At 57.0% G+C, this 26,557-nt stretch carries 24 protein-coding genes; 17 read left to right on the top strand and 7 right to left on the bottom strand.

Going from position 1 to position 26,557, the window contains the following annotated elements:
- Positions 1-97: 97 nt before the first annotated feature.
- A complete protein-coding gene (locus HV796_RS12860; protein ID WP_175226865.1) occupies positions 98-445 on the top strand; it encodes a BON domain-containing protein in 348 nt (115 codons plus the stop codon).
- Between the two features lie 1,024 nt (positions 446-1,469).
- Here the strand turns inward: HV796_RS12860 and HV796_RS12855 are convergent.
- The gene (locus HV796_RS12855) at positions 1,470-2,870 is read right to left on the bottom strand and encodes a GntP family permease (RefSeq protein WP_175226864.1); all 1,401 of its coding nucleotides are present in this window, start codon (positions 2,868-2,870) and stop codon (positions 1,470-1,472) included.
- 399 nt (positions 2,871-3,269) lie between these two features.
- Between HV796_RS12855 and HV796_RS12850 the strand changes: the two genes are divergently transcribed.
- The 10 genes from HV796_RS12850 (at position 3,270) to HV796_RS12805 (ending at position 13,480) form a co-directional block, all read left to right on the top strand.
- On the top strand, positions 3,270-3,857 hold the full coding sequence (locus tag HV796_RS12850; protein WP_175226863.1) for a BON domain-containing protein: 588 nt from the start codon (positions 3,270-3,272) through the stop codon (positions 3,855-3,857).
- Between the two features lie 66 nt (positions 3,858-3,923).
- Positions 3,924-4,217: a hypothetical protein gene (locus HV796_RS12845; RefSeq protein WP_377693878.1), complete on the top strand. Its 294-nt coding sequence runs from the start codon at positions 3,924-3,926 to the stop codon at positions 4,215-4,217.
- A 472-nt stretch (positions 4,218-4,689) separates the two neighbouring features.
- A complete protein-coding gene (locus tag HV796_RS12840; protein ID WP_175226862.1) occupies positions 4,690-4,896 on the top strand; it encodes a hypothetical protein in 207 nt (68 codons plus the stop codon).
- A 97-nt stretch (positions 4,897-4,993) separates the two neighbouring features.
- Positions 4,994-5,287 carry an H-NS histone family protein gene (locus HV796_RS12835; protein ID WP_175226861.1) on the top strand — a complete coding sequence of 98 codons (294 nt, stop codon included), beginning with the start codon at positions 4,994-4,996 and terminating at the stop codon, positions 5,285-5,287.
- 465 nt (positions 5,288-5,752) lie between these two features.
- The gene (locus tag HV796_RS12830; RefSeq protein WP_175226860.1) at positions 5,753-6,319 is read left to right on the top strand and encodes a fimbrial protein; all 567 of its coding nucleotides are present in this window, start codon (positions 5,753-5,755) and stop codon (positions 6,317-6,319) included.
- Positions 6,320-6,429: 110 nt separating this feature from the next.
- The gene (locus HV796_RS12825) at positions 6,430-6,996 is read left to right on the top strand and encodes a fimbrial protein (RefSeq protein WP_175226947.1); all 567 of its coding nucleotides are present in this window, start codon (positions 6,430-6,432) and stop codon (positions 6,994-6,996) included.
- Positions 6,997-7,098: 102 nt separating this feature from the next.
- Complete coding sequence (locus HV796_RS12820; RefSeq protein WP_246355841.1) at positions 7,099-7,830, top strand: fimbria/pilus periplasmic chaperone; 732 nt, start codon at positions 7,099-7,101, stop codon at positions 7,828-7,830.
- Between the two features lie 322 nt (positions 7,831-8,152).
- A complete protein-coding gene (locus HV796_RS12815) occupies positions 8,153-10,702 on the top strand; it encodes a fimbria/pilus outer membrane usher protein (protein ID WP_246355840.1) in 2,550 nt (849 codons plus the stop codon).
- Positions 10,703-10,955: 253 nt separating this feature from the next.
- The gene (locus HV796_RS12810; protein WP_175226858.1) at positions 10,956-11,687 is read left to right on the top strand and encodes a fimbrial protein; all 732 of its coding nucleotides are present in this window, start codon (positions 10,956-10,958) and stop codon (positions 11,685-11,687) included.
- A 191-nt stretch (positions 11,688-11,878) separates the two neighbouring features.
- On the top strand, positions 11,879-13,480 hold the full coding sequence (locus HV796_RS12805) for a peptide chain release factor 3 (protein WP_175226857.1): 1,602 nt from the start codon (positions 11,879-11,881) through the stop codon (positions 13,478-13,480).
- 256 nt (positions 13,481-13,736) lie between these two features.
- Here the strand turns inward: HV796_RS12805 and HV796_RS12800 are convergent, their stop codons facing one another.
- Both HV796_RS12800 and HV796_RS45390 read right to left on the bottom strand, forming a co-directional pair.
- The gene (locus HV796_RS12800) at positions 13,737-14,219 is read right to left on the bottom strand and encodes a helix-turn-helix domain-containing protein (RefSeq protein ID WP_175226856.1); all 483 of its coding nucleotides are present in this window, start codon (positions 14,217-14,219) and stop codon (positions 13,737-13,739) included.
- 114 nt (positions 14,220-14,333) lie between these two features.
- Positions 14,334-14,462, bottom strand: a complete 129-nt coding sequence (locus HV796_RS45390) for a hypothetical protein (protein ID WP_281369772.1) — start codon at positions 14,460-14,462, stop codon at positions 14,334-14,336.
- Between the two features lie 32 nt (positions 14,463-14,494).
- Between HV796_RS45390 and HV796_RS12795 the strand changes: the two genes are divergently transcribed.
- The 5 genes from HV796_RS12795 (at position 14,495) to HV796_RS45815 (ending at position 18,287) form a co-directional block, all read left to right on the top strand.
- On the top strand, positions 14,495-15,103 hold the full coding sequence (locus HV796_RS12795) for a hypothetical protein (RefSeq protein WP_175226855.1): 609 nt from the start codon (positions 14,495-14,497) through the stop codon (positions 15,101-15,103).
- Positions 15,104-15,209: 106 nt separating this feature from the next.
- Positions 15,210-15,701: an HAD domain-containing protein gene (locus HV796_RS12790; protein ID WP_246355839.1), complete on the top strand. Its 492-nt coding sequence runs from the start codon at positions 15,210-15,212 to the stop codon at positions 15,699-15,701.
- A 353-nt stretch (positions 15,702-16,054) separates the two neighbouring features.
- Complete coding sequence (locus tag HV796_RS12780; RefSeq protein ID WP_175226852.1) at positions 16,055-16,339, top strand: hypothetical protein; 285 nt, start codon at positions 16,055-16,057, stop codon at positions 16,337-16,339.
- 21 nt (positions 16,340-16,360) lie between these two features.
- Positions 16,361-16,963, top strand: coding sequence for a hypothetical protein (locus tag HV796_RS12775; RefSeq protein ID WP_175226851.1), 603 nt, complete (start codon positions 16,361-16,363; stop codon positions 16,961-16,963).
- A gap of 1,087 nt (positions 16,964-18,050) precedes the next feature.
- Positions 18,051-18,287 (top strand): BPSL0761 family protein, encoded by a 237-nt coding sequence (locus HV796_RS45815; RefSeq protein ID WP_377756560.1) that lies wholly within the window; start codon positions 18,051-18,053, stop codon positions 18,285-18,287.
- A 710-nt stretch (positions 18,288-18,997) separates the two neighbouring features.
- Here HV796_RS45815 and HV796_RS12770 read toward each other — a convergent pair.
- Both HV796_RS12770 and HV796_RS12765 read right to left on the bottom strand, forming a co-directional pair.
- Positions 18,998-19,537 carry an H-NS histone family protein gene (locus HV796_RS12770; protein WP_175226850.1) on the bottom strand — a complete coding sequence of 180 codons (540 nt, stop codon included), beginning with the start codon at positions 19,535-19,537 and terminating at the stop codon, positions 18,998-19,000.
- A 368-nt stretch (positions 19,538-19,905) separates the two neighbouring features.
- Positions 19,906-20,694: a hypothetical protein gene (locus HV796_RS12765; RefSeq protein ID WP_175226849.1), complete on the bottom strand. Its 789-nt coding sequence runs from the start codon at positions 20,692-20,694 to the stop codon at positions 19,906-19,908.
- 215 nt (positions 20,695-20,909) lie between these two features.
- On the opposite strand from HV796_RS12765, the gene HV796_RS12760 reads away from it, so the two are divergent.
- The gene (locus tag HV796_RS12760) at positions 20,910-21,806 is read left to right on the top strand and encodes a hypothetical protein (RefSeq protein WP_175226848.1); all 897 of its coding nucleotides are present in this window, start codon (positions 20,910-20,912) and stop codon (positions 21,804-21,806) included.
- A 172-nt stretch (positions 21,807-21,978) separates the two neighbouring features.
- On the opposite strand, the gene HV796_RS12755 is transcribed toward HV796_RS12760, so the two are convergent.
- Positions 21,979-23,886 (bottom strand): hypothetical protein, encoded by a 1,908-nt coding sequence (locus HV796_RS12755; RefSeq protein WP_175226847.1) that lies wholly within the window; start codon positions 23,884-23,886, stop codon positions 21,979-21,981.
- Positions 23,887-24,584: 698 nt separating this feature from the next.
- A complete protein-coding gene (locus HV796_RS12750; RefSeq protein ID WP_175226846.1) occupies positions 24,585-26,177 on the bottom strand; it encodes a VPA1262 family N-terminal domain-containing protein in 1,593 nt (530 codons plus the stop codon).
- Positions 26,178-26,557: the final 380 nt, after the last annotated feature.

Raw genomic sequence — 26,557 nt, 5'->3', positions numbered from 1 at the left:
AGGCTGCCGGGGGTCTCTTTGCGCATTTCTTCCAGATCGCCTACATTGCAAAAATCACGGCCGGAGTATGGAAACAACGTGCAGCGAGGAGGCGATCATGAAGCGAAAGACGATTCAAGCACTGTTGCTGGCGGCCGGTATGGCTGTCGCAACTTCATCTGCGTTCGCACAGAACGACGCGGCGGCCACCACGCAGGCGACGAGTCCGCAGTCGACGAAGCAGGCCGACCGGGCGCTTGCCAAGGCAGTCCGGCGCGCACTGGGCAAAACCCCAGGCTTTGACGTGTCCGGGGTGTTCGTTAAAGCGCGCGGCGGCGCGGTGACGCTGAGCGGCAGCGTTAAGGACGGCTCGCAGATTGGTCAGGCTGAAGAGGTCGCACGCTCGGTGCAGGGCGTGACATCGGTGTCGAACAAACTGACGCTGTTCCACGGCGGTAACGGTTAGGTCGGCTCGCGGCGGTGTCCGCAGGACGGGCAATGCACAATGGCGCTCGCGGTGCCAAGGGGATTGACGCGCGAGCGGCTTAACCGGTTGTGCGCTTTGCCTCACGCCTGCTATTTCCCTTTTCCGCTTTTTGACACGTGCTGTGGAGCATTCTCACTGGACGTTTCGGTTGGCTCGTATCGCCTTTCCTCACCGTCGCCGCTTCGATCGAACTGGCGTGAATACCGCGTGCGAGGGGGCGCAGACGTCTTCTGCGCGAACATTCGGGAGCTTTCGGCGGTATGGTGCTTATCGTCGTAGCGTATGCGGCGCTGGCGCGCGCTGGCTCCAGGCCGAAGGCCCAAGGAAATCCGTGCCCGTTAGGCTTGCTGAGTTGTTGGACCGGCGTTCCGTCATGCTCCAGCGGACGCTATGGGCTACGCGATTCAGTCTGGTGCTGCTGCCGGATCTTTGATCGAGTTCGTCAAGGTAAACGAGGCCGAGCACTGCTTGCCGGCAGTCGGGCGGCGTCCGGACTGACCAAACGCGGGCTTGCCTACCATTCCAATATACTGACGCGCGATAGCGGCAGATGAGTCGTGCACGAAGTCAGCGGGCCATGGGCGAACTGATGATCACCTCATGTTGGGATCGGACTTACGCTAAAAGGCTCGCCTGAACGCGGAAGCGAACTATTACGAAACAACGCAAACCCGAAGCGGCTCGGAGCTTTGTAATGTGAGGGCATGACCATACATCCGGAGCTTCGATACGCGGAAGGCATGAGGCGGTTGGAGTGACGGAGTGATCAACCCGTCATCGTTGTTAGGCACGATGCGCGTGAGTGCTCTCCTGGTACGGATGATGAGACCAAAGACCGCTTGATGGAAATCGGGACGAAGATGAAGTCGGTTAGTCATGCGACACAAAGCGTACGTTGAAGAAGAACGCATGAACGAATCCGCATTTTGTTCGCAGTCGCTTGATTCGTCGTCGAGAGATCAAATTTTGGGTTTTATTTCAAGCAGCCGGATGCCCCTGCGCATCAAACCAGGCCGGTTGTGTAATACAGCGCAATCACAAAGAACACGGCTAATGTCTTGATCACCGTCACCGCGAAGATGTCGCGATACGACTCGCGGTGCGTCAGCCCGGTTACCGCAAGCAGCGTAATGACTGCACCGTTGTGCGGCAGCGTATCCATGCCGCCGCTTGCCATCGCGACCACCCGATGCAGCACTTCCATCGGAATATGCGCAGCCTGCGCGCCCTTGATAAACAGATCGGACATCGCCGCCAGCGCGATACTCATACCGCCCGACGCGGAACCGGTAATGCCGGCGAGCGCACTGACCGACACGGCGGCATTGACGAGCGGATTCGGAATGCTCTTCAACGCGTCGCTGACGACGATAAACCCGGGCAGCGCGGCAATCACACCGCCGAAACCATACTCGGAAGCGGTATTCAGCGATGCGAGCAGCGCGCCCGCCACCGCGGCTTTGGTCCCACTCGCAAAGCGTTCGCTGACGCGGCCGAACGCGGTCAGCACGACGAGCAGAATGCCAAGCAGCAGCGCACCCTGGACAGCCCAGATCGCGACCATCGACTTGACTGCCACGCTGACCGGCGCATGGACGCCAGGCAACACCTCAGGCGCGACCGTGTATGACGCGCCATACCATTGCGGCAGCAGCTGCGTCAGCGCGAAGTTCGCGATACCGACCAGCACGAGCGGCGCGATTGCGAGCAACGGATGCGGCAACTTCGACGTTTCGATGCGCTCGGGTTCGTTGACAAGCGACGTGCCGTAGCCTTCGCCCTTGGCCATGGCGGAGCGACGGCGCCATTCGAGGAACGTCAGCCCAACCACGACGATGAAGATCGACCCTGCCACGCCAAGCCCCGGCGCGGCCCATGCGGTGGTTTTGAAGAACGTGGTCGGGATGATGTTCTGGATCTGCGGCGTGCCCGGCAGCGAGTCCATCGTGAACGAGAACGCACCCAGCGCAATGGCACCCGGCATCAGCCGCTTCGGAATATTGCTCTGACGGTACAACTCCGCCGCGAACGGATACACCGCGAACACGACGACGAACAGCGATACGCCGCCGTAAGTCAGCAGCGCGCACACCGCGACGATAACGGCATTCGCGCGCGAACGGCCGATATAACGGATCGCCGCCGCGACGATCGATTCCGAGAACCCGGATAGTTCGATCACCTTGCCGAATACCGCGCCTAGCAGAAAGACCGGGAAGTACAGCTTGACGAAGCTGACCAGCTTTTCCATGAAGATGCCGGAAAAGACCGGCGCGACAGCGGCGGGGTCGGTTAACAGGACCGCGCCGAGTGCGGCGATCGGTGCGACGAGAATCACGCTGTAGCCGCGATAGGCGGCGAACATCAGAAACGCCAGAGCGGCAAGGACGATGACAAAGGACAAAGGTGTCTCCCAAACGGGGTTGTTCTAAGCGGCGGTCGCGCGAGTCGCGTAGTGAGCCGCGGCCGGCGCCCGCAGGTTTTGTGCCATACACGTCCAGCAACGGATGCCGGATGACCCGTGGCCGTTGCCGATAGGTCACGAGCGAACGCGTACCGATGTTCGTCTCGGAACGGAGGCAGACCGCTTGCATGGGTTCGCAGGGCTCAAGAGAATACCCGATTTGCAGCCGGGTCGCGATTCTCAAAAATGAGACAATCGCGCTTGCTGGCGAGACCTGACGCGAATGAACACGATAGAGAGGGGCGAGTTCGAACCGCCCGGGGGCGGCGACCCTTTACAGGAAGATTGCGGCGTACGCCATCGAAGTTTGATCTCGCACGCCCGGAAGGAGGGGGAGTCATGGCACCGTCAGATATCCGAAAGGTCGGCAAGGCAAGCACAGCGGGCGCGTTGCTGGTTGCGGCACTTGCGCTCGGGCATGTGCAACCGTCGTTTGCACAACAGCCCGCTTCAACCGCCTCTGTGGCAACCGAGCGCAAGAACTGGTTCAACGATCCGTTCTTCGAACTGTCGCACGCAATGACGGATTGCCCCGTTCCGCTAGGCCCATTGATGACGCGCGCGCAGATGGAAGACGACGCGCACTATCGTGTCGAGCGAGGCACGACCTGCTGGCTTGCGCACAAATGCACAAAGCCCAATTCATATATGTACGACCAACCCATCGCCGATGCGATTCGCGCGCATTTCAGCAATCCTCGCGCGTTCGACGGCACCAGCCTGTGGATTACGGTCCAGCGCCGTTTCGTTTACGCGGAAGGTTGCGCGCCGGCGTCGTTCGATCGGCAGGCACTGCGTCAGCAACTCGAAGCGATTCCGGACGTCGAGCAGGTGTTTATCCGGGTCGGCTCGAGTGCCCGTGCGCCGCTTCCCTACAAGACGCTTGCCGCGCCGGACCAGCCGGCTGGCGCGAGCGATGCGCAATGACGCAATGTAGCGGCCACATGGCACAATCGCATAGTCGAAAAACAAAAGGTCCGATCGGGGTTGCCCATGAAACGTAGTCAGGTCTTTGCAGTGGCGCGCGCGGCTCAGGCGTTCGGTCCGCTCCGCGCGGCGCGCGCGATGGTGGCGCTGGCGGCGGTCGCCGGCCTGGCTGGCTGCGGCAGCAGCGCGCCGTTGTTTGCATCCGACGGGAGTCCGACAACGCTTGTCCAGTGTCAAAGCGGCTCGGATTCCTGCGAGCAACAGGCAGCCGCCAACTGCGGTGGCGGCGGGTACGAGGTGGTCCGTCAGACGGTCGAAAGCGGCGTCCGCAATCTGCTGTATGCGTGTAAGCGCAAGTAATGGCGAAGCGGTTCCGGGTTCCCGGAAGCGGTAAATCGGGTGTCGTCCCGCTTTTTATCGCGTGCGTGATAGCCGACGAATCTGAAAATGACGTTGCCAGACTCATTCGATGCGCATAGGTCGGCAGGCAACCGATCTTATTTCGCCGTGGTGCTTTTCTATTAGCCGGTGAATGAGGCAGGCGCGCCCCGCTCTGATTTCTTTCGACACCGGCATTTTTACAGGTTGCAGGGTAGAACTTCCCGTACATTTCCGTGCGGCGGGCAACGGACGCATACCTGCGCGACGCGCTATAGTGGTTTGCAGTCGTTTGCGGCGACGATCCGTATAAGGTCGCGCCGGTGTGCGGTTTCACGCGATACCAACAGGAAGTCTTTAAAAGAAAAGCGCGTGAAACGCTAAAGTCGATTTCCGGCGATACCGCTCGCGGAATTGACGGGCGACCCGAAATACAGACAATACGGGGAAGGCGATGAATCACGATCAGATCGAAAAGGACATAGAGCACCTGGAACGGATAATTTCACGCATTTCGCCCAATGATGGAATTCCGTTGTCTTATTGGCGAAATCGCATCAATTCGGTGTCGGGCGCGGTGCTGGTTCCGGCGCAAGCAGACCGCGTCAAGAAGCTCAGTGAAGCATTGAAAGCACTCGAGGCGCGGGCGCGCAAGCGCTGAATTCAATTCCTTCTCGGGGCAATACAGGCTACCCGGCACTTTTTGGGTCTGGTACGGTCACACTGCCGTACTCGACACTGAAAGGAGACGATGCTCGATGGCCACGTATAAGCAGCTGACTGCGCAACTCGAAAAGCTTCACAAGGAAATGTCAATGGCTCGCGACAAGGAAGTCATGCAGGCCATTGCCGATATCAAGGAGAAGATCGCCGAATATGGCATCACCGCCGAGGAGCTCGGTTTTTCGAGCAAGAAACGGTCGGCGGCGCGCAAACCGGCTCTTCCGCCCAAGTATCAGAACCCGAAGACCGGCGAGACGTGGAGTGGCCGCGGCCGCGCTCCGGGCTGGCTGGCGGGGAAGAATCGTGACCGCTTTCTGATCGAGCAGTAAGCGGCGACAGGCGAATCCTCGCGTTGGCCAGTGGCGCGGCCAGGGTGCGGCGTCGCCCGGCGGAGGGGCGGCTTCGCCAGCCCAATCCCGGAGATCCTCACCTTTCCCGCGCAATGACGCCGTATCGGGCAACCGATACGGCGTTTTCTATTGCGTAGCATCGCTTCCCGGCCGGGGTCGAAGGCTCCGCGCGCGGGCTCCCGAAAATCCTCACCTTGACTGTCTGCTTCGGCAGCAATGGAGGACCTTTGTCGAGACAAACATCTCAATTTAAGAATCGTCTTACGGATTCTTAAGCCACACCTTTTTAAGATTCTCTTCAACCTGATGACTGCCCGCGCGCTTTAACGAAAGCCTCCGGCAACGCGCTAGGCGCGATGCGAGAGTCAGGCAACGTGCACCAGACAAATCCAATGGGTGGTGCCGATCTCAATCTGCTGTATTTAACTTATTGGAGTGTCAACCATGAAACTGCGCTTTTCTGCGCTCGCCCCGGTTGTCGGCGGTCTTATCGGCCTCGCGTCGCTTAATGCTCATGCCGCGGACGGCACCATCACCATTCAAGGTACGGTGTCGGAAACGACGTGCTCGATCAACGGTGCAGCAGCTGGAACGCCGGCTGATATTTCGGTCACGCTGCCGACGGTTCAGGCAGGGTCGCTGGCGTCGGCAGGTGCGATAGCCGGCACGTCGAACGCGGGCGATATCCAGATGACGCTGAGCGGCTGTTCTGGCACAGCAACCAAAGCGGTCGCCCGTTTCGAGAACGGCCCGACCGTCGACCAGTCGTCGGGCTATTTGAACAACATGGCCGGCGGGGCGGGTGCAAAGAATGTCGAAGTGCGTCTGCTCAATGCGAATTTGCAGCCGATCAATATTCTTAATGGGCAAAACAACGACGTTAACACCAACGGCACGGCTATCTCCGGCGGCTCGGCGGTCCTGAAGTACTTCGCACAGTATTACGCGACCGACAAGGCAGTAGCGGGCAATGTGTCGACGTCGGTGCAATACACCATGCAATACCAGTAAGACGCATGAAGAGGGCGTTGCTTGCGCGGCGCCCTATTTTTATCCGCGTCCTTCGAAACTTTCGCGCTGTGGTGTTTGCGATCCTCCCGCGATTTCATTCGAAAACAGACATGAACTCTTCTCTCTACAGGCTCGCGCTTGTTTGCGCCGGTCTGGTCAGCATGGCATCAATCAATGCCCAGGCGGCTGACGGCGACATCGTTATTCACGGAGTCGTCTCCGATACGACATGCTCGATCAACGGCATTGCGTCTGGCACGCCGGCAGATATCGGCGTGGTTTTGCCCGCTGTTCCGACGGACTCACTTGCGAATACCGGCGATGTTGCTGGCACGTCGAACATGGGCGACATTCAAATGGTGGTGAGCGGCTGCTCGGGACTGGGGACCAAGGCCGTCGCCAGGTTCGAGAACGGCCCCACGGTCGATCAGGCGAACGGCTATCTGAAGAATGCATTCGTCGATAACGGTGCGAAGAACGTGGAAATCCGCTTGCTAAATAATCGGCTTCAACCGATCGATATCCGGAACGGCATCAACAATCAGATTGCCGAGAATGGCATTCCGATTTCCGGCGGTTCGGCTATCCTGAATTATTTCGCGCAATACATTGCGATAGGCCAGGCACAGGCAGGGCCAGTGGCAACATCAGTGCAATACACAATGCAATATAGGTGACGCGCAGGACAAGGCGTTTGCTAACGCAATCGCCTTTTAATCAGCGTGGTTTGGAATTGCTAATCAGAAAAGGGGAAAGAGATGAATGCCCTTGTTCGAACGGTGCTGGTGGTTGCCGCGACTTTTGCTGCCGCGCTAACGGCGGACAGTTTGCAGGCAAGTGTGACGATCGGTGGAACGCGTGTTGTGTATCCGCTCGATCAGCGCGAAGTGACGGTCAGACTTGAAAACGATAGCAAGAACCCTTCGCTCGTCCAGGTCTGGATGGACGATGGCAACGCGGATTCGAAGCCGGGCGAGGCTAAGGTTCCGTTTGTGATTACGCCGCCGATCTTCCGGATGGATCCGCGCAAAACGCAAATGTTGCGTGTGATCTTCAGCGGCGACGCGACCTTGCCGCAAGACCGTGAGTCAGTCTATTGGCTGAATGTGCTCGATATTCCGCCGAAAGCCGAGCAGAAGGCCGACACGAACACGTTACAGTTTGCGTACCGCACGCGTATAAAGGTCTTCGTCCGGCCGCCGAAGCTGCCTGGAAATCCCGAAGAGGCGCCGCATCAGTTGGAATGGAAACTTGTGCATGCGCCTCAGGGGAAGGGGCAGGCATTAGCAGTCTCGAATCCGACTCCGTACTTTGTGTCGTTCAGTGAAATTGATGTGGTGAGTGGTTCGCAAACCTATCGGAACGAAGCCGGCGGTATGGTGCCGCCGCGCGGTACGGCTGTTATTACCGTGCCAAACATGGATGCAGTGCCGGGTTCGGCGACGGTCCGTTATACCGCCATAAGCGATTACGGCGGCGCGTTAACGGGCGACGCGCCGGTTCATCAATAAGCTCTGCCATTTCCCTCCGCGGTCGGTCGACCGCTTTTGCCCAATCTCAGTCTTTCCGCCTCGCGTAACGCGTGTGCTGCCGCGGTGGCACGCGTGAGGCAGCGTTTGCCCTAAATCTTCATCTCAAAAATAGGACTCGTCTTAGGTACTTCGTGGTCTCGAATTAATAACATCGTTTTGAACTTTTCGAGATAACGCCTGCCTAGTCGAAGTCCATTAAATGATGAAGAATCTTCACCCAATAAAGTTTCACGATCACTTTAGTGTCGAAATCAAATCATTCGGTTTAAAGCCAATTACGGCACTGGTATGGTCTGCCTTCATGGTAATAGGTAGTGCCCATGCGGCGGACACGCAAAATTCCGATACGGCCGGTACTAATGGCGCGGTCACTTTTGATTCAACATTCCTGCGTACGGATTCGACGCAAACGGTCGATGTAACGCGCTTTGCGCGTAGCAACCCGGTTTCGCCGGGCGTCTACTCGGTGGACGTCTGGATAAACGACACGCGTGTTGCACACGATGACGTCCGTTTCGTTGCGTCCGCAAAGGGTGAAAGCGCGCGTCCCTGCTTTAGCCGCAAGACGCTACAAGGATTCGGCGTCGACTTCGCGAAGGCAGCGGCGGATACGGGCGCGCGCAGTGATGCAGATGGAGCATTGGCAGTGAGCGCGGAGGAATGCGTCGACCTCGCTGCGGTAGTCCCAGATGCAACCATCGAGTTCGACTTCTCGGAGCAAAAGATCAAATTGACCGTGCCGCAGAAGTACATGCGCAATTCAGCGCGCGGCTACGTCCCGCCCGAGATGTGGGAGCAAGGCGTCAATGCAGGCTTCCTGAGCTACAACGCGAACGCGTACCGTAGCGACAACGCAGGCGTGCATTCGTCGCAGGAGTATCTGGGCCTGAATGCCGGCGTGAATATCGGCGCATGGCACTTTCGTCACCAATCATCGATAACTGCGACCACAGGTCAGCGGACGACGTTCGACAACGTCGCGACGTATGTCCAGCACGATGTCACCAAACTACGCTCGCAGGTTACCGTCGGTGACGCCTACACGACCGGCGATGTGTTCGACAGCGTCTCGTTTCGCGGTGCGCAGATCGCCACGGACGATCGCATGTTGCCCGAATCGCTGCGCGGCTATGCGCCGGTTGTGCGAGGCACGGCGGAGACTAACGCTCGCGTGACGGTGCGCCAGAACGGTCAGGTAATCTACGAAACCACAGTGTCGCCAGGCCCGTTCGAGATCAACGACCTTTATGCGACCGGCTACGGCGGTAATCTCGACGTGACGGTGACCGAGGCCGACGGCCGCACAAAGAGCTTTACGGTGCCGTATGCATCGGTGGCGCAATCGCTGCGTCCGGGCACGACGCGCTTCGCATTCACCGCGGGGCAGTTGCGCGATGACTCGTTGCAAACGAAGCCAAACTTTGCGCAATTCACGTTGCAGCGCGGATTGACGAACTTGTTGACCGCATACGGCGGCGGCATCGTATCGAACGGATACCTTGCAGTGAACGCTGGCGCGGCATTCAATACAAAATATGGCGCATTTTCCGCCGATGTAACCGCGGCTCAGACGCAGGTGCCCGGACAGAATGCGATGCATGGTGCGAGCCTGCGGATCGGCTATAGCAAGTTCATCGATCCGACCGACACGAGCATTACGGTCGCGGCCTATCGTTATTCGACGGCCGGCTATCTGGGCTTCTCGGATGCGGCGACGCTGCGCGATGCAGCGCTGCATGGTGGCGATCTGAACTCGGTGGACCGTGAGCGCGGCCGCGTCCAGGTGACGGTCAACCAGAATCTGAAGCAGCACGGCAGCGTGTTCTTCACGGCATCGACGCAGCACTACTGGAATCGCAGCGGCAGCGACACGTTTTTCCAGTTCGGATACTCGAACAGCTACAAGTACGGCACATACAGCATCACCGCCGGACGCACGCGCAATTCGGACGGCACGATGTCGAACGAGATCATGCTGAGCACGACGATTCCGCTCGGCCACAAGCAGCACGCACCGTTGTTGACGACCAACCTGTCGAAGACCGGCGATTCGTCGAATCTGCAGGCGAACGTGAGCGGTACGTTGGGCGAGAACAATCAGTACTCATATAACGCGTACGGCACGTATGGGCAGAACGGTGGATCGGGTAACGGCAATGCAGGCGTGAGTGGCGTCTATCGTGCGCCGTATGCTCAGGTGACGGCGTCGGCGAGTGCCGGGTCCAATTCGTCGCAGGTGTCGGCGGGCGTGAGCGGCTCGATCGTTGCACATCCGGGTGGCGTGACGTTCTCGCAGACGGTCGGAGATACGTTTGGCATCGTGGAAGCGAAGGGCGCGGAAGGTGCTCAGGTGACGAGCGCGCAAGGCGTGAAGGTGAACCATAACGGTTACGCCGTCGTGCCGTATCTGACGCCGTATGGGATGAACACCGTCGATATCGACACGAAGGGCACGTCAACTGACGTTGAATTCGAATCGACGTCCGAACATGCGGTGCCGCGTGCCGGATCCGTGGTGATGTTGAAGTACAAGACGGTGACGGGGCGTGCGGCGCTGATTCAGGCGCCGCGGCTCGGTGGCGACGCGCTGCCGTTCGGTGCGGAAGTGGTCGATCAGAGTGGGCGGAATGTCGGCGTGGTCGCGCAGGATAGCCGGATTTTTGCGCGCGGACTGGAGGACCAGGGTTCGCTGACGGTGAAGTGGGGTGAGGGGGCGGCGGAGCAATGCCGGGTCGACTATGTGCTGCCGAAGCCGAGTGGCAAGACGGATGCGGCTTATCTGTCGGTGCAGGGGCATTGTATGGGGGTGAGTTCAACGCAGGCGAATGAACGCATGTCCGAGGCGAATTAAGCCTGAACAATGCGCGTCTTCCCTTTTGGTTGGATGTGATTTATCTGGAATGTAGCGACGCCTGCATGGCGGATATCGAAATGCAAAATATTTTCATGTGCTTGCTTAGGTTATGTGTGATTGCCGTATTGGCTGGCGGCCCCGGTGCGCGAGCCGCATCTCAATTCCGATAACGTGTTCGATAGACCCGAACGGGGACTGGTTCGTTAGTGCGTCTTCGTCATCTTATTCGCTGGTGCCGGGATTTTCCGATGTGTATACAATCGCAGGAATGGGGGCCGGCATAGGTTTTCGGTTACGCAATTCTTCTGGGCAAGCGCTTACCGCCATCAGCAATATAAAATCGAATGACACATTCGATTTTGGTCGAGCAAAGACCGGCGCGAACATATTGGCCGGCAGTTTCGAACCGGTTAAGACAGCCGACGCCACCTCGGGCTCCTTCTCATTCCCTGCCATGGTTCATGTACAGAATCAGGAATACGCAAACGGCTCCGATTCGGCCAGCAGACTGAACTTTGGCTACACGCTGACCCCGACAAAGGTGCCGAGTTGTTCAGTATCGAACCCCAATGTCGATGTAACGTTGCCTGCCGTATCGGCATCGGATTTCAAAGGTGTTGGCACGACGACTGGGGTGACCTCTTTCAGCATTGGTCTGGATTGCGAAGACAACGCGAATCCCGCTATCACGCTAACCGATTCCAACATGCCGACGAATCAAAGTGTGACGCTGACTTCGGTTTCAACGTCGACAGCCAAAGGCATCGGCGTGCAGGTTTTGTACAATGCGCAACCCTTGCCACTCGGTCCGGCCCCATACTCCTATTCGAATAGCAATACGCCGATCACGAACAGGATTTCGCTGGGATCGCGGTCGGGAGCCACGGCCCTCGCACTTCAGGGGCGTTATGTGCAGACAGATGCGACCGTGGTGCCAGGTACGATACGAGCGGTCGCAACATTCGTTCTGAGTTACAACTGAGCGGAAAACGTTGCGCAAGCTTGATGTGCTGAACGGCTCGATCTGCCTGCAAGTGCGTTAAGCGTCCGCCGAGAGGGAGCGCGGCGTGTATGATTCGTGTCTGCGTTTTTCCAGAGTCGACATCAGCCCCCTCCCGGAGGAGATGCTATCGGGTTGTTGGCGCTCAGATCGTATTTGTCACAATTGCACCCATGTCAATCTCCGAACTCCGCCGCCGCCGCACCTTCGCGGTCATTTCTCACCCTGACGCGGGCAAAACCACGCTCACCGAAAAGCTGCTGCTTTTCTCCGGCGCCATTCAGATCGCCGGCACGGTGAAAGGCCGCAAAAGCAACCGCTACGCCACCTCCGACTGGATGGAGATCGAAAAGCAGCGCGGCATTTCGGTCGCAAGCTCGGTGATGCAGTTCGAGTACGGCGACGCGGTCATCAACCTGCTCGACACGCCGGGCCACGAAGACTTTTCGGAAGACACCTATCGCGTGCTGACGGCGGTCGATGCCGCGGTGATGGTGATCGACGGCGCGAACGGCGTCGAAGCGCAAACGCTGAAGCTGCTTGAAGTCTGTCGCAGCCGCAAGACGCCGATCGTCACGTTCATCAACAAGCTCGACCGCGAAGTCCGCGAACCGCTCGACCTGCTCGACGAAATCGAGCGGCATCTAGGCGTCGCGGCCGTGCCGTTCACCTGGCCGATCGGCATGGGCAAGGACTTCCAGGGCGTATACGATATTCAGCGCGATCAGGTCCGGGTATTCCGTGCGGGCCAGGATACGCTCGGCGGCGCTGTCGAAACGCTACAGGCAATCGGCCACGATGATGGCGAGCGCCGCTTCGGCTACGCATGGACGAAAGCCAAAGACGAAGTGGAGTTGATCACCGGCGCGACGCCGACCTTCGATCGCGACGAATTTCTGGCGGGCCAACAATCGCCCGTGCTGTTCGGTTCGGCGATCAACAACTTCGGCGTGAAAGAAATTCTCGACGCGCTTGTCGATCTTGCTCCGCCGCCATCGATGCGCATGACCGTACAGCGCCCCGTCCAACCCGACGAACCGAAGTTCACCGGTGTCGTGTTCAAGGTGCAAGCAAACATGGACCTCGCGCACCGCGACCGCGTCGCATTTATCCGTGTCTGCTCGGGGCGCTTCGAACGTGGGATGGCGTTGAAGGTCACGCGTTCGAACAAGACGTTTCGCGCCAACAACGTGGTGACATTTCTGTCGCAACGACGGGAGACGGTGAGTGAGGCCTACGCGGGCGACATCATCGGTATTCCGAACCACGGTACGCTCAGTCTTGGCGATACGTTGACCGAAGGCGAAGACCTGCAGTTCGTCGGGTTGCCGTTCTTCGCGCCGGAAATCTTCCAGACCGTCGAAGTCGTCGACCCGATGCGAGCCAAACAACTCGGCGAAGCATTGAAGCAACTCGGCGAAGAGGGTGCGATTCAGGTGTTCAAGCCTGTCGTCGGCGGGTTGATGATTCTCGGCGCGGTCGGTCAGCTTCAGTTTGAAGTGGTTGCACACCGGCTTTCGACGGAATACAAGGTTGACGTGCGGATGATGTCCGCGCGCTACAAGATGTCGCGCTGGATCACATGTGACGATGCCGGTGAACTGCGCCGGTTTCTGGACGCTTATTCAGCCCGCATTGCGATGGATGCGTCGAATGCGCCGACCTATCTCGCATCGCACATTTCTGAAATCGAGGTTGCTCAGAAGGCGTGGCCGAAGATTGTATTCAACGAGTTGCGCGAGCGCTCGGGCGCGCCCTTCACCAAGGCGATCTGATTGCCTGAATTGTGGACTTGGAATAAAGTCCTCATTCTTTAAATAAAATCTTCATTCTTGGAATAGGGTTTTCATGCGGCGGCCTCGGCACCTTGAGGCTGCCGTGTTTCCCAGCTGTGGCGTTACAAAAAAGTCTTCAGTTCTAGCCTGCCATGTAAGGCTGAAGACTTCTTTGCGGCGGCGAAGGGGTAAACTCTGTCGGGCGGAAAACCTACTGAATTATCGGCCCACGGCATCCTTGGGCCCGAAAGCGGCGTTATCTCGACTCGTTTCCCGTCGTGTTAGCCTCAAAGAGGGCCGGGATGGAAACGCCGAGCGCATCAGCGAGGTCCTGCACATCAACGGCCATCGGGCTCGCGGCCTCGTTCTCCAACCGACCCACGTACGTGCGGAATCGTTGTGACTTGACCGAGAGGGCTTCCTGACTGAGCCCCTGCTGGCCGCGCAAGCGCTTGATGTTCGTTATCAGACGGACTGTGGCGTCTTCGCCCGTCGGCCGCTGTTCGTCAACCGGCCGGTCACAAAAAAAATCGAGCACGTCGACCCCTAGTACCTCCGCTAACCGCGAAAGGGTCACTAGTCGCAGGTTTGCCCGCCTCCCTTGTTCGACGCTCGCCAGATTTGGACGAGCCAATGATGCCCTCGCGGCGAGCTCGTCTTGTGAGAGGCCGGCACGTTTTCGAATTGTCTTGAGTCGTTCGGACAGCCCGCTGGCGACCGCTTCGTGGAGCTTCGGCATAGCCGCACAGCATTACTTGCAGGCGAAAATTATTCTACCAGTCATCATATGTACGCTTTAAACAAGCACGCATAAAAAGCTACAATTGACCATGGGCGGAAGGACCGGGTGCCTTCATCGCAACCCTCCCTGCGGTTTGATTTCAATTGCATCGGCGTAATGCGCCGAGGTGCGGGCGTGCGCCATTGATAAGTTCGTGTTCTCGGCGCGACCTTCCAGCCACGGAATTGAAAACTTCAGCATGAGTCGGTCATTTCCTGCCGTATGAGGCATACATGGTATTGGTCTTTTTTTGTGTCAGCGGGGTATTGGACGGCCTAGGTCGGCATCCGTCGATAACTACCCGCGAGGATGAGCCGGAAGCTACGCGCTCGCTGGAGCTCGATACACATTTGTTCGCCCAGACAATCGAGCCGTTCCCCGGCGTGCTCGTCGTTGTTGCCAACGACTGGCCGTTCTTCTACGACCTTGATGTCTTGAGGCAAGAATGTGCGCCTTTCGGGCGCCGTATAGTCAATGCCGCGCGACTGCTCGGTGATACGAAAGAAGAGGCGGTCCATGCTTTTATGGCCACCCGGCCGGACCCGTGCATAGTGGTCAGCTCGACGGATTTCGAATTCAGCAAAATGACCGAGGCCAGACGCGTTGACGTGAGTCCAAGGAATGGTTTCGACAAGCAGGCCGCCGCAAGGCTGCTTAGTCTCTTGAATTCACTCGGTGACGACGCTAAAAGGCCGGTATCAAGAGACGAATTGCTACGGGCATCTGTCGGGCCTCAATTGCTGCGGCGCGTTGAGCAATACGCTGGGACGCTACGAGCGGCTAGCGACTCCAAATTTCAGCATCGGCTTGCCGAAATGCTGAGTAGGACGCGAATCGAATGACAGAACTATTTGAGCTGGCGACCACGCTGTGGCGTGCACGAGAAATCGTGGGTGGGCGCCTGTTTTCAGCCAGGGGACGCACAAACGCATGGGGAATGGTGGCGCTGTGACGCGTAAAGTGTTGTTCGTCGACATTGACGGCGTATTACACAGAGGCAACTCCTATGTCGCGGGAAAACGCATCGTTAGTGGTGCACCTAGTAGCATCAAACTGTTTGAATATCTGCCTGTGCTCGATGAGCTATTGAGTTCTTACCCAGATATCGATGTGGTCCTTTCGTCTGACTGGGCGTACCGGTTCGGCGTCGAGCCAACATTGGCCATGCTGCCAGACTCATTATTGCGCAAAAGAGCAACCGCAGCGACGTACCAAGGTTGTGAGTTTGACGAATTCCTTTGGCCGATGTTATCGCGCGGAGCGCAGGTACTTGACTACGTGCGGCGTCATTCGCTGGACCGTTGGCTAGCGGTCGACGACCGGCGAGATGGATTTGAGACCTGCCGCGAGCGCCTCGTCCATTGTCAGTCTGAATGTGGGCTAGGAGACCGCGCGGTCGTTGAACTGCTGCGGCGCCGACTGCATCAGTACTTTTCTTAAGCAACAGGGACCGGCGCCACTCTATCGATTCGCCGTGGCGCAGTAAAAATTGGAGGGTCGGGATGCGGACCAACAAGCACCGGGCAGCCGGAAAACTCGACAATCTTGAGCGGGCGCTCATTGCTGCAATCGACGAAGCCCTGCGACCTGGTCCCAGTGCTATAACGCCGCGCGGTTACGTCGCCTTCATGACAATGTCGTCAATCGAACTCGGACGACGATTCAAGCAAGCCCTGCGAGACGAACTGTACGAACGACAGCGCCGCAAAATACGGGATAGGGCTGCCCGTGCGACGAAAACAGAGACGTGAGCAATGTTGACGGGCAGCCAATCGCGTGGTGTGCGAATGCCTATGTCAGAAATTACCAAGATGGCCGCAATGAAGATAGCGCCCGCTCAGTGCACGCGCATGAACATAGCTCGAAAAACGCGCGATGTTCGCATCGGTTCAGTGATAGTTGAACTCGGCGTCAATGCGCGTAGCGGACGCGCGGAAAGTGGCCGAATTTACAAGTCGGTCAACCCGACGGGATACAACAGTGATGTTGAATATGTGTTCAACCACCTCGTTTTCCTTAACGACCAACTCAGACAGTGGCAGAACGCGCCCACCTGCCGCGACCTGCGCCGTCATTGACGACCGTCTACTGAACGCACTATGGTCTACGTCTTTTTTTGCATGAGCAGTGTGCCAGGCGACCTGCAGCACAATCAATCGATAACCGCGCGCGACGGTGCTCCCAACTCCACGCGTTCGCTGGACGCGGACATGTCGGCGTTGGCGGCAGCACTGGAGCGCTTTCCCGGCGCTGTGCTAGTAGTGGGCAATGATTGGCCGCTTTTGTACGACATCGAAACCGTGCGTGCGACTTGTTCAACGCTCGGGCGTCGCATCGTCAATGGACTGAATGTACTGAGCGACACGAAGGAGCAGGCAGTTCTCGATTTCATGTCTACGCGTCCTGAGCCATATTTAGTCGTCGCATCGTCAGATTTCGAATTTAGCGAAATCACCGGTTCGAAACGCATCAACGTCGAAGGCTCGACCGGCTTCGACGCTGCTGCGCAATCCGTGCTTGTTTCGCGACTTCAGGAGATTGGCTACCTTGCTCTTCGCCGCGTGACGTCAGCGGAAATGCTTGACGCGATGTCGAGCAGTCGACATCTTGTACGCGCCCGGCAATATGCCGCCGCACTCTACGCAGCTCAGGATGAGAAATTTCAAGTTGCACTGCAATCGCTGCTCGGCAAGGGGGCGTAGATTGGAAAATCTGCGTCGTAGCTGGGCAATGAGAGAGAGGTGCTTGGCAACGAGGCAGTGGTAAGGCGACTTCAGGAGAAGTTACCGGAGCTATGTCGCTGACAACGCAGTACGAATGTGAAGCCGCACGTTCGTGAATTGTGATTGGCGTAAAGAGGACGAAGGCGAGAGCGCAGGCGTTTTCACGCGCGAACACGGACCGGGTGTGGGACGTGTTTTCAAACTGTCTATCGGTATCGCGAGTCCGTCACATGCAACGCGCTTGCGACTACTCACGGAGGCTGTGGCATGTCAATCTCGTTTTGTCCACCACCGGGCGAAGGCCCCGAGATAGCGTTTCTTAAGCGCTGGTCGATTCGCGAAATTGAAGGAGGCGGACGATATCTTGTCGGGTGGTGCGTGGCAAACCGGGATGGTCGCGTCAGTACAGAAATTGTCGAGTTCGACGCCGATGCACGACGTGCCCGTACAAAGAGGGCCGTCGATATGTACTTGTTGGCCCGGCCGGGTACGACAAGGATGCAAGTAACTTGTGGAATCAAGTAGTCAAAGCTCTTGGCGGAGGACGACCATGGAGAGAGGTAACCGAGCAGCTCATTCCCGGCAGCCGTGGTCCGGCTCCGTCGCGAAACGCTACCGTGACCAGAGCAAATGACGCGTCGATTAAGGGCGCGCTCGAGGAAGGAGGAAAAAATGACCGAAGTTTTTGCATGGGGGTATGTCGCGTCAATAACCCAAAGACCTTCTGGTCATTTGCTTTCGGGATATATCGATGGCCACGAATTCGAGTTCATAGCCGATGCACCGCAACAGGCTGAGAAGGCTTTCGCACGTGCAGCGCGTCGTGCCTGGTTGCGCCGAAAGTTCAGAGTCTTTCGGGGACTACCTGCGCGCGAGCAAGAGCAGACTTCAAGTGCGGACAGATACTGTGACGTAACTGTCCGTGCGCTGATGGTCGCGATACTGGCTGCGCTAGGGAAGCGTTTGCGTCGCTAACCCGCAAAGAGTTCTAATTCTGAAGTACTTATCGAGACGTCGATACCTTCCTCTCGGAACTTAATTCGGAAGGTGAACGTCTTGTCGGAAGATGAGGTCTGAGATGACAATTCCCTATGAAAGAAGTATGGCTGTTTTGCGTGCTCGCAACCTGCTGACTGAACTGGCATACGCTGACAACCGGCGCGATGAGGAGACGCTGCGGAGATACGCCAGGTCTTTGCTGAAGCACTATCCTGATGCGCAACATATGAAACTCTCGGTAAGTCGTCTTCCAGAAATTTGGGGGGACTCGGATGAGGGTTATCTAGGTACAAGACACCTATAGCACGCACTACACACGAATAGTCCACGAAGAGCGGGGGCAGATAAAATTGCTCGCCATTGAGCTGCGGTAAACTGCACCTAAAATAGGCACCGTGACTTGTAGACGGACCAAAACTGCACTCAAACATAGCTGTCCGGAGAAAAACAGCATCTATTCTGTCACAGTCGACTTAATGTATGGTTGAGCGCTCGCAGCAATCAGATATTCCCACATCGACAATCGAACCGTGGGCCGACCATAGCGACCGGCGTCGCCATAGCAAAGCGCCCTATGCTGCGCCTGGATGAGAGCTACGTGTTTCCAAAATGGCCGTCCAGAATCGAATTCTCGGTTTTACGCGGCCAATTCTTTGAAATCAAATGCTTAGCTCGCGCCTTCAGGTCCGTTTTGGGAGCGACAACCGCGCTTGCCGCGCACGTGATATTTGGAAAAACGTCCTCCGGTGGTTCCCAATGGTATCAACCGCGAACCGCTGCCGCGCATAGGCGTCGCCGGCATCGTTTCTCGCCTTCATGAGCAGCCAACCGAAGCTTGTGCCGGGGCAAATAGCACCCCGGGCCGTTGATATCAAACCTTTCCTAGCAGCCAATCATGACATAGAGTGAAGTGCTCCGAATGGAGCGGTAGAGCACTTCTCGTCCATGCCCCGCGCGTCGCATGCGTGCGGGGTCTTTTTCGTCTCGCTCTGGCCGGGCTTGCGAAACTCGGCGCTAGCCTGCAATCAGGAATCGCGAACGGTCCTTAACATCCTTAATCCACGCCGGCGGCCGCGCATGACCGCTCCAGGTCGCGCCCGTCTTGGGGTCACGGTACTTCGGTGGCATTTTCCCCTTCGTCTTGGCCGCAGCTCCACGTACACCTTTGTGTGCAGTCTTTGCCGTCGCCTCGCCTGTTCCGTTCTTGCTTGCGACGTTGCCATCAATCAGAAACTTGGTCCGGTCCTTGACGCCAGCAATCCAGCTAGGCGGACGAGCGTGACCGCTCCATGTCTCGCCGGTTTTCCGATTAATGTATTTGGGTGGAAGCTTGTCTTTGCTCTTGGCGGCAAAGGTCGCTGCTTTATCGCTTGCCGGTGGTCGGCCTCGGCGTTTGCCAGCAAGGTGTACGTCGATGTCAGAGATTGTGAGTCCATGCTGCTGCATTATGTCGTGAATGCGAGCAATGACCTTGACCGATTCTTTCGATGCTATTTCGCCGGCTTTTGCTTGCAGTGCTGCAATCTTGCTTTGGATTGCTTCTAAAGTTGCCATTGTTATTATCTCCCTTGATGTGATTGCCGAACTTTGCCATAAAAGGTGCCGCCAGCGCTACAACTGCTCGGGGGAGTAGTCTTCCCACACGCATCGCTGCGTCATGTTCGAACTTCGAGCTCTTCGTCATGCTCGCATCGATTGCACGATAGTCGTCGTCAGAGACGGCTATCTCTTTCAGGCGTTGCGTCGAAACGCCCTCTCCGAAGCGATGTATGGTTCCATTGAACAAGACCCCTCCTCTTGAGCGGCAAATGCTTCCGGCGCGTCGTGGGCAAAGCAGGTGGGCAGCACGCATTCTGCCATCCGGAAGCCGACCGGTATCGGCAGTATCCAGCACGGAAAGTGTGACTGTGACGAAATTGGCTTCAGTTCGCGCTCGTGGAGCCGTGTTTCGACTTACCATAGTCGTCCCAGCGCTTTAGCATCCCCACGAGCTCAATTTGAAGTCGCGCAGATGTGGAGACGTTCGTTTTTTCGTGGCCCTGCCACACGTATCCGTCTTTGATGTAGTACGTCCATCGAGAAATTTGCAGTAAACCATTCTTGTCATCGATTTTCACGAATACATTCCTGCGAGCGGTGTGTTCAAACAGAACGATTAGCGGAAGCCTTTTACTTATGTCGAGAAATGCGGCAAATGCTTCTTCCTCCGGAAAGTGCGTGTGAACAACCTCAATCGCTATCCAAGGCCGCCGTATCGACATGGCTAAGTCGGGCGATTGTCCAAAGATATCGTGACGGACGATGGCCTTCTCATCCAGAATTCGGTGCGTCTCTGTACCCCAGCTATACTGAGGGAATTTCAGGATTTCGTCATGGTCGACGTTTCCCGTCGCTTTGTCCTTTGTTGTTAATACTAACGCCCAGCTATCCAGTGCTTGCAGCTTGTCATGCAGGTCCTTGACGCGGTTGTTATGTGTTGGGTCGTCCTCGCCGCTAAAGACGCTCCGAGCACGCGACGTCATTTCATAGAAGTGCGGCACGCCATTCTTTGACACTCGTGGGGCTACCCGAACTTGCTCGCTTGCGTCGTAGAGTTCTCGGCCTTTCGCCAATGCCAGTTGCTCGGTGTCTCGTAGGCTCGATGCCCACACATGGACTCGATTTCCTTGTCCGTCGAAATAGACTGCTACAGGATGTTCAATGTCAGTCACGATAAATCATTCCACGCCGTAGGTCCACATAACTGCACAACATGTTTACGGTACAACCAGCATAAACTTTAAAGTCGGTGCTATTTTCCGCTTGCCTCAATCACTCACCGTCACTCATATTGACGGTTGTCCCGCGAGGTCCGTAAGCAAAATTCTCGGCAAATTGCGGGAGTCGTGAGAACTCGATATCTTTGTTGGCAGATGAGGAAGCGTTGATGTCCAACCGCAATTCGAATGTGCGTCGGAAGCAGCTTGCAGCGATAACCCCGAGCGGGCAGAGGCTCACAATGGAGTCGTACAAAATGCTGCGTGACCGGCTTCTGAATGAGTGTCCGGAGGTTCAGCACGAACTCGCACGAGCAGTATCCTCCCTGCCAAAGGCTCCCGGAGACGTGAACGCCGTTTGGAATGCGCTTGGCTCAAAGCCGTTATTCTCGAACACCAAGCTCACGTTGGCCGCCCGATATACGAAGGCTTGGGACGATGGCCTATTTCCTTCGATGGAGGAGTTTCTGTCGTCAGAGTGGGAAATCCGATATGTGCCGGTCGCGAAGAAGGGATGGCGGTCGAACTCATGCTACATGTACAACGCAAAGCGTGTAGGTGAGCTGCATAGCAGATTGAAACGGGAGGGGGCGCCCAGCGTATCGATTTCGCGGCTACACGCCATCAGGAGTTCGGCGCTCTGGCTGCGCCAGCGGGTCGACGAAGTCGGTGTCACGGGCAACCTATTCGACCTCAATCTCGAGAACTGCACCAGTGCTGAAGCATTGTACGGCGCGGTCGCCCCCTTCTGCTGTGCGCTTGGTATTGGGTGGGGACAAACGACGGTGTTCCATGCACTTGTTGACGTGGGATTTGATGTGGTCAAGCCGGATATCCATGTGACGCGCACGCTCGCGTTCTTTAGCGAACTGCCGAAGAGTGAGACGGCGTGCAAAAAAACGCGCAACTATCTTGCGCAGCCCTATGGGCCCGCGACAGTCGTTCACGCGGCGCGGACGCTGGCGAAATCGATTGAGCCGCTTACTATCAGTAACGGCAATGCGTATCGCGAGGTCGACATTATCCTCTTGCACGCAAGCGCGACGGATTTGCTTACCACGCTGTGACCCGAGGTAGCCGTCTCGGCCTGAATCGAATTGACGACAATGTTGAAGAAGTGCTCGTCGTCACGCGACAATCGCTTCTTTTCTCCGTTTAATTGCGCGACGCTTGCGCACGAAAATCCGTTGGATGCTGCCACCGTGTGACTTCGTACCGCTGCGTTTTTTGCCTGGACATTTATTCGTCCCTGTCGTACGCGTCCTGAAGAATCTCAGTTACTCTGGTTCGATTCCTGTTGTGTTGTGCGCGGATTTGCCAAGCACAATAGTCGCTAGTCATACTTTGCGGAGACACGCCGGCGAACGACATCGCGGCAGCAACGAACTCTGGCGCAACACCGTTCGCGATGGCGCTGGCTGATGCCAGCGCCAGAGCGTCAATGTCCCCAACGTAGCGACTCAAAATTCCCTGCAAAGCATCTTGTGAACTGAGCCTTCCTGTGGCCGCCATGACGCTCACCAGGCGACTCGTGCTTATAGACCATGATTTGCGCCCCACGCTGGGAACAAAGTATCTAAGCTCGTCAATCACCCCTGCTACGGTTACGGCGTAGCTATCGACCGCGCTCTCAACGGGAAGCATCGTTGCCCCCCATGACATAGCCTCAACTGCAATATTGGCCACGGAGGCACAGACTTCTGTCGCGGAAGCGCTGTTGTAGTCGCGTCGGAATCTCGCCTCAACTCTGGTGAGGGCTAGCTGTTGCCAAATCTCTTGCAGTTGCTCCCGGCGGTTTGGGTCGATAAAGAGCGGCCATCCTGTTAGACGCGTGAGCAAATTGGCGTTCTCTGCTGCAAGGTAATGGACGGAAGGCTCGTCACGCAGACTTACCATGACAGCGGCCAGCCACTGCGCAAGTTCCGGGTCGTACACATGACTGGCACCTTCAAAAAGTTGGAACGCAACAGCGCAGGCGAGAGGCACGGTATGGTCGACTCGCCCAAGCCAGTCTATCCAAACCGGTGCATTCACAACCCCAGTTCCCAAAGATACGTCTTTCGCCGGAAACTTCCTGCGGATTGCCGCGACAGTAGCCCAAGCTTGGCCATTCACGCTGTCGATTAGTCCATTCAAGGCAGCGTAGTAATACTGCTCCGGGTTTCCGCGCCGCTGTCCGCGACGAACTGCGCCTTCTGCGTTCGTCGCCTCGACGACTAGGTGCGCCGCCCAGCGCGTAAGAAGGATTTGACCGCCGTCATGTCCCTCGAGAACTCTGCAGATTGCGGTGACTGTGTCTTTCACTGCTTGCGTACGAGCACCTGCATCTACCTCGCTCGAGGACTCGTCACTTTCCTCCCACTCCAATCGCATGTCGAGTTCGAGGTGATTTAGAATGAGACGCCCTGTCCATTTTTTTGTCCACGTGCCATTGTCTTGGTAGCAGTCATCGACGTGCCTCAGTAACTCTATTAAGCCGTCGGTTTGAATCTCCGCCAAGCATGGCCAACTCACCCAGGGGCCCGCCGTCGAGTCGAGCGTTTTTGCCAGAAAACGAACGTCCCTTCGTCCCATATCTGCAAGGATGCGAGGCAAAAAGGTAGGGAATGGCACTTCCAGAATGCGCCGATTTATCGCTTGCTCAGCGTCGATGGCTCCGTCCCAGAGCTGCTTTGCATGGTCAAACGGAGGAAAGGGGGACGGGATATCTTCGAGAACGCCCGGCATCGTTGCGCTCAGGCTCGCTTCCACCTCCTGCCTCAGTGGTTGCCACTCTGCATCAGATAGTGCGAGCAGCGCGTCCGCGATGCCTGCGTATCCAACACCAAAACTGTCTATCAGCCGAACGAGTTCGTATGGCGCCGCAAAACCGCGACTCTCGTTGATGCGTTGAATGTATGACCTGGTAGCAGCCCATCCCAGCAGGTAAGCAGCCTCGACGCGCAGCAACTTTCTCGGGCCATCTTCAATCAACTCGAGAAGTACCTCTTCTCTGGCAGTGACTACATGACCCGCTTTCGACGACCACGTCCGAAAACTGTTCTCTGAAGACTCGAGAGCTTGCAATATTTGATTGGAGCGGTCGGGTGTTGAACCATGCACGTTTAGCCACGTCAACCAGTCGGCAAAACACGAGACTACGTCCATCCAATTTGCCGGTACGTCGATGTTCGCTCGGACGGCGTGAATGGCATTGTCGCGTTGGGTTCGATATGCATTACGTCGACGCGTCACTGGTTACCCCAAAGATGAAAGAAATACGCTTCCGCGCGTGTTTCGGTTGCACTCCAGCCGCGAGAGAAGGCGTTGATTGACGGATGACAACCGCCCACAGTCGCGCCGAAATGCCAAAGTTCATCGTCAACTATCGCGAATCGGTCGTGAAGCTCTATGTCGACCTGTGTGTCATTGCGCCACTGGACGTCCGGGATTACATCGTTAGGCAGGCATTTCCGGAGACGCTCATACAGCTCGCTTCGCATCGCGTGTCCCTCTGTTTTTGAAACTTTGCAGGAAATTATCTTCACGAGTGCTAGCGTCTTTGTATCAAGGAATCTGAGCATCGGCTCGACTCCTAACTCCCTATCAAAGTGGTTATCCATGATGAGGAGCTGCCGCGCACTTCGAAGTGCCGCGTAGAACTCTACAGAAGCCAAGACTCCCCCGGGGGACCCTCGATGTCCCAACTCGTGCTTGTGCGGAAAACCATTCGCGTCCATCACAGGCTGCGTACCGCTTTCCCACCAATGTGAAGGCCATCGTAGAGTTGGTAGGGGCAGCTTTCGCGGCGCAATGGGGGAGGTCGAGGGCACGTCGGCCGTAGATGGTTTGAGGCGCATCATCGCTTACAGCGGAGCTCCATCATCGTCGGCGGCGTCGACATCTTCTATCTCGCCTTCTCCCCGAGAGAGCCAGTCGTTGAAGCTAGTGGATTTTTTGCGTACGTCTGTCAGTCGGCCAATGAGGTCTTCACAGAGAGGGACTTCGAGAAGAACGCTGGCACGACGCCCGATTGCCGAAAGTGAATTCCCTGACATCCATGCACGAGATTCATCGACTACGATGAACCTATCGTGAATCGGATGAGCACCTCCTGGTAGGAGGCGCAGTTCGATATCAATCTTGTGTGCCTTTAAGTCGGCCATTGCCGATTGGACACCATCCATGACTCGCTTTGAAGGGTCGCTCTTAAGTTTTGTGCGAAGGTGCTTTGCTGAAGTAAACACCTCGACTTTGGGGGAACCCGGTTGTACGGACAGGACGAACCGTAACAGTCCTCGTGCAGAAAAGTACGGGTCAAATATCCATACCGATTGTCTGGCTTGGCCAAGAATTGCACGAACGAGATTCGCTGCATGCTTCTCGTCTTCAAGCCAAGTAGGTGCATATTGAGCGAGGCGTTCGCGCTCTTCTCGCTTGAAGCGGGAAACTGACGCCGCAACCTGGAAGCTATCCGCTCGTAGCGCCTCGCCGACGAGATTACCCGCACCACGAGGCCCTATTAACTTGCTTTTCGAAAAGCTGTCGATGACTTTGCCATCTTCACGAACTTCTATTGCGTCAGTCCCGACTGCAAACGCCCCCTGAATGCCAATCTGGCGAAGAAAGGAGGTAAAGCCACTGCGCCAACGCACCACGCCGTCGCGGTCGACTATTTCGGATGCTGTTTCAGCAATTTTCCCGCGCCATTGGATTTCGATTGGCGTTCCTGGTCTCGCGATTTCGCGCACTATTGGTTTGGTGGTGCCGTAGGGTCGTCGTTGCGTGACCGATATCTTGAGGCCTTCGCTCGACGCGGATGGCCATGTGCTTACTCTGTAAAGTTCTGCCTCGTCGATTGCACTTAGGTCCATCAGTCTGTTGTCGACCCAACGCACCACCGGGTCATATCGTACGCAAAGCAGACTGCCTCGGAACTCGGAATGCTCGCGAAGGCTAAAGAACATATGGTCTTTAAACCATTGGTCGAAGTCGTCGGTATTCGTGTCGGCTTCAACGTCGAAGTTCATCTTTCCGTGCAGGCCGCGAACTTCGGCGAGGCCGTGAATTTGCGGTAGAAACGGAAGTTGGTCGGCTACAGCCCAATCACTGCCCTTGGGTTCGGCATCCATATCGCCGCAAAGCAGTTCAGCGCCATCGCCAGGCGTGGGCAGCAGGGGATGCGTGGGCAACACGAGTGCGCCCCGTTGCGCGGAGTCAAACCACTCGACGGCGGCATTCGCGTTCATCGGAAACCGGGCCACGTGGACAAAGCTCTCGTTTGCTCCAGAAATTCGTTTACGCAGGAAGGGATGATTGGGGGGCAACGGCGCGCCGATTGGCATGAGTTCAATCCAACCGAAGACTAGTCTGCGCACCTTGCCAAAACGCCACCAAACGAGGTGAATGATTCCGTGCTCCCACTGAACGGCGGCTCCGATATTCTTGCTTTCGCTCACGATTGACTCTGCTTTTATTGTGATGGGTGCGTCGACGGCACTGTTTGAGCCCGGTGCATTTCCCAAAGCTATTTGACCGTAAGTGACCGTTAATGAACGGCTCTTACGGGCCACGCGACGGCCGAGCTCACGCGCGGCTGGCACGGCTCATCGGGCGGCCGGCGGCTCTGAAGCCGACTTAATTCGACCGATAGCTTCGATTGTAGCCAGCCCGCCATAGTTTATCGAAGCTGCTTTGGTCAAGAAAGGCAGAGCGAGCGGAGCGCTATGCAATTGGCATGTAATGCGCCTCGCGTGCAACGTCTGCCGAATCCAGCGTTTCCTTTTGTCGGCCGGTCGCTAAACACATATAAACTCAAGCCTTCGGTCGTTAGGCCACC

Origin of the sequence: Paraburkholderia humisilvae (assembly GCF_902859855.1) — a bacterium.
GTDB lineage: Bacteria > Pseudomonadota > Gammaproteobacteria > Burkholderiales > Burkholderiaceae > Paraburkholderia > Paraburkholderia humisilvae.
This window is presented reverse-complemented; position numbering and strand designations above follow the sequence as displayed.

Coding starts and splice junctions, on each gene's coding strand:
- HV796_RS12780 (WP_175226852.1), top strand. CDS start 16,055: ATGTCAGAAATTACCAAGATGGCCGCAATGAAGATAGCGCCCGCTCAG.
- HV796_RS12845 (WP_377693878.1), top strand. CDS start 3,924: ATGAAACGTAGTCAGGTCTTTGCAGTGGCGCGCGCGGCTCAGGCGTTC.
- HV796_RS12860 (WP_175226865.1), top strand. CDS start 98: ATGAAGCGAAAGACGATTCAAGCACTGTTGCTGGCGGCCGGTATGGCT.
- HV796_RS12755 (WP_175226847.1), bottom strand. CDS start 23,886: ATGGACGTAGTCTCGTGTTTTGCCGACTGGTTGACGTGGCTAAACGTG.
- HV796_RS12840 (WP_175226862.1), top strand. CDS start 4,690: ATGAATCACGATCAGATCGAAAAGGACATAGAGCACCTGGAACGGATA.
- HV796_RS12795 (WP_175226855.1), top strand. CDS start 14,495: ATGGTATTGGTCTTTTTTTGTGTCAGCGGGGTATTGGACGGCCTAGGT.
- HV796_RS12770 (WP_175226850.1), bottom strand. CDS start 19,537: ATGGCAACTTTAGAAGCAATCCAAAGCAAGATTGCAGCACTGCAAGCA.
- HV796_RS12760 (WP_175226848.1), top strand. CDS start 20,910: ATGTCCAACCGCAATTCGAATGTGCGTCGGAAGCAGCTTGCAGCGATA.
- HV796_RS12775 (WP_175226851.1), top strand. CDS start 16,361: ATGGTCTACGTCTTTTTTTGCATGAGCAGTGTGCCAGGCGACCTGCAG.
- HV796_RS12815 (WP_246355840.1), top strand. CDS start 8,153: ATGGTAATAGGTAGTGCCCATGCGGCGGACACGCAAAATTCCGATACG.
- HV796_RS12835 (WP_175226861.1), top strand. CDS start 4,994: ATGGCCACGTATAAGCAGCTGACTGCGCAACTCGAAAAGCTTCACAAG.
- HV796_RS12830 (WP_175226860.1), top strand. CDS start 5,753: ATGAAACTGCGCTTTTCTGCGCTCGCCCCGGTTGTCGGCGGTCTTATC.
- HV796_RS45815 (WP_377756560.1), top strand. CDS start 18,051: ATGAGGTCTGAGATGACAATTCCCTATGAAAGAAGTATGGCTGTTTTG.
- HV796_RS12850 (WP_175226863.1), top strand. CDS start 3,270: ATGGCACCGTCAGATATCCGAAAGGTCGGCAAGGCAAGCACAGCGGGC.
- HV796_RS12825 (WP_175226947.1), top strand. CDS start 6,430: ATGAACTCTTCTCTCTACAGGCTCGCGCTTGTTTGCGCCGGTCTGGTC.
- HV796_RS45390 (WP_281369772.1), bottom strand. CDS start 14,462: ATGCTGAAGTTTTCAATTCCGTGGCTGGAAGGTCGCGCCGAGAACACG.
- HV796_RS12805 (WP_175226857.1), top strand. CDS start 11,879: ATGTCAATCTCCGAACTCCGCCGCCGCCGCACCTTCGCGGTCATTTCT.
- HV796_RS12800 (WP_175226856.1), bottom strand. CDS start 14,219: ATGCCGAAGCTCCACGAAGCGGTCGCCAGCGGGCTGTCCGAACGACTC.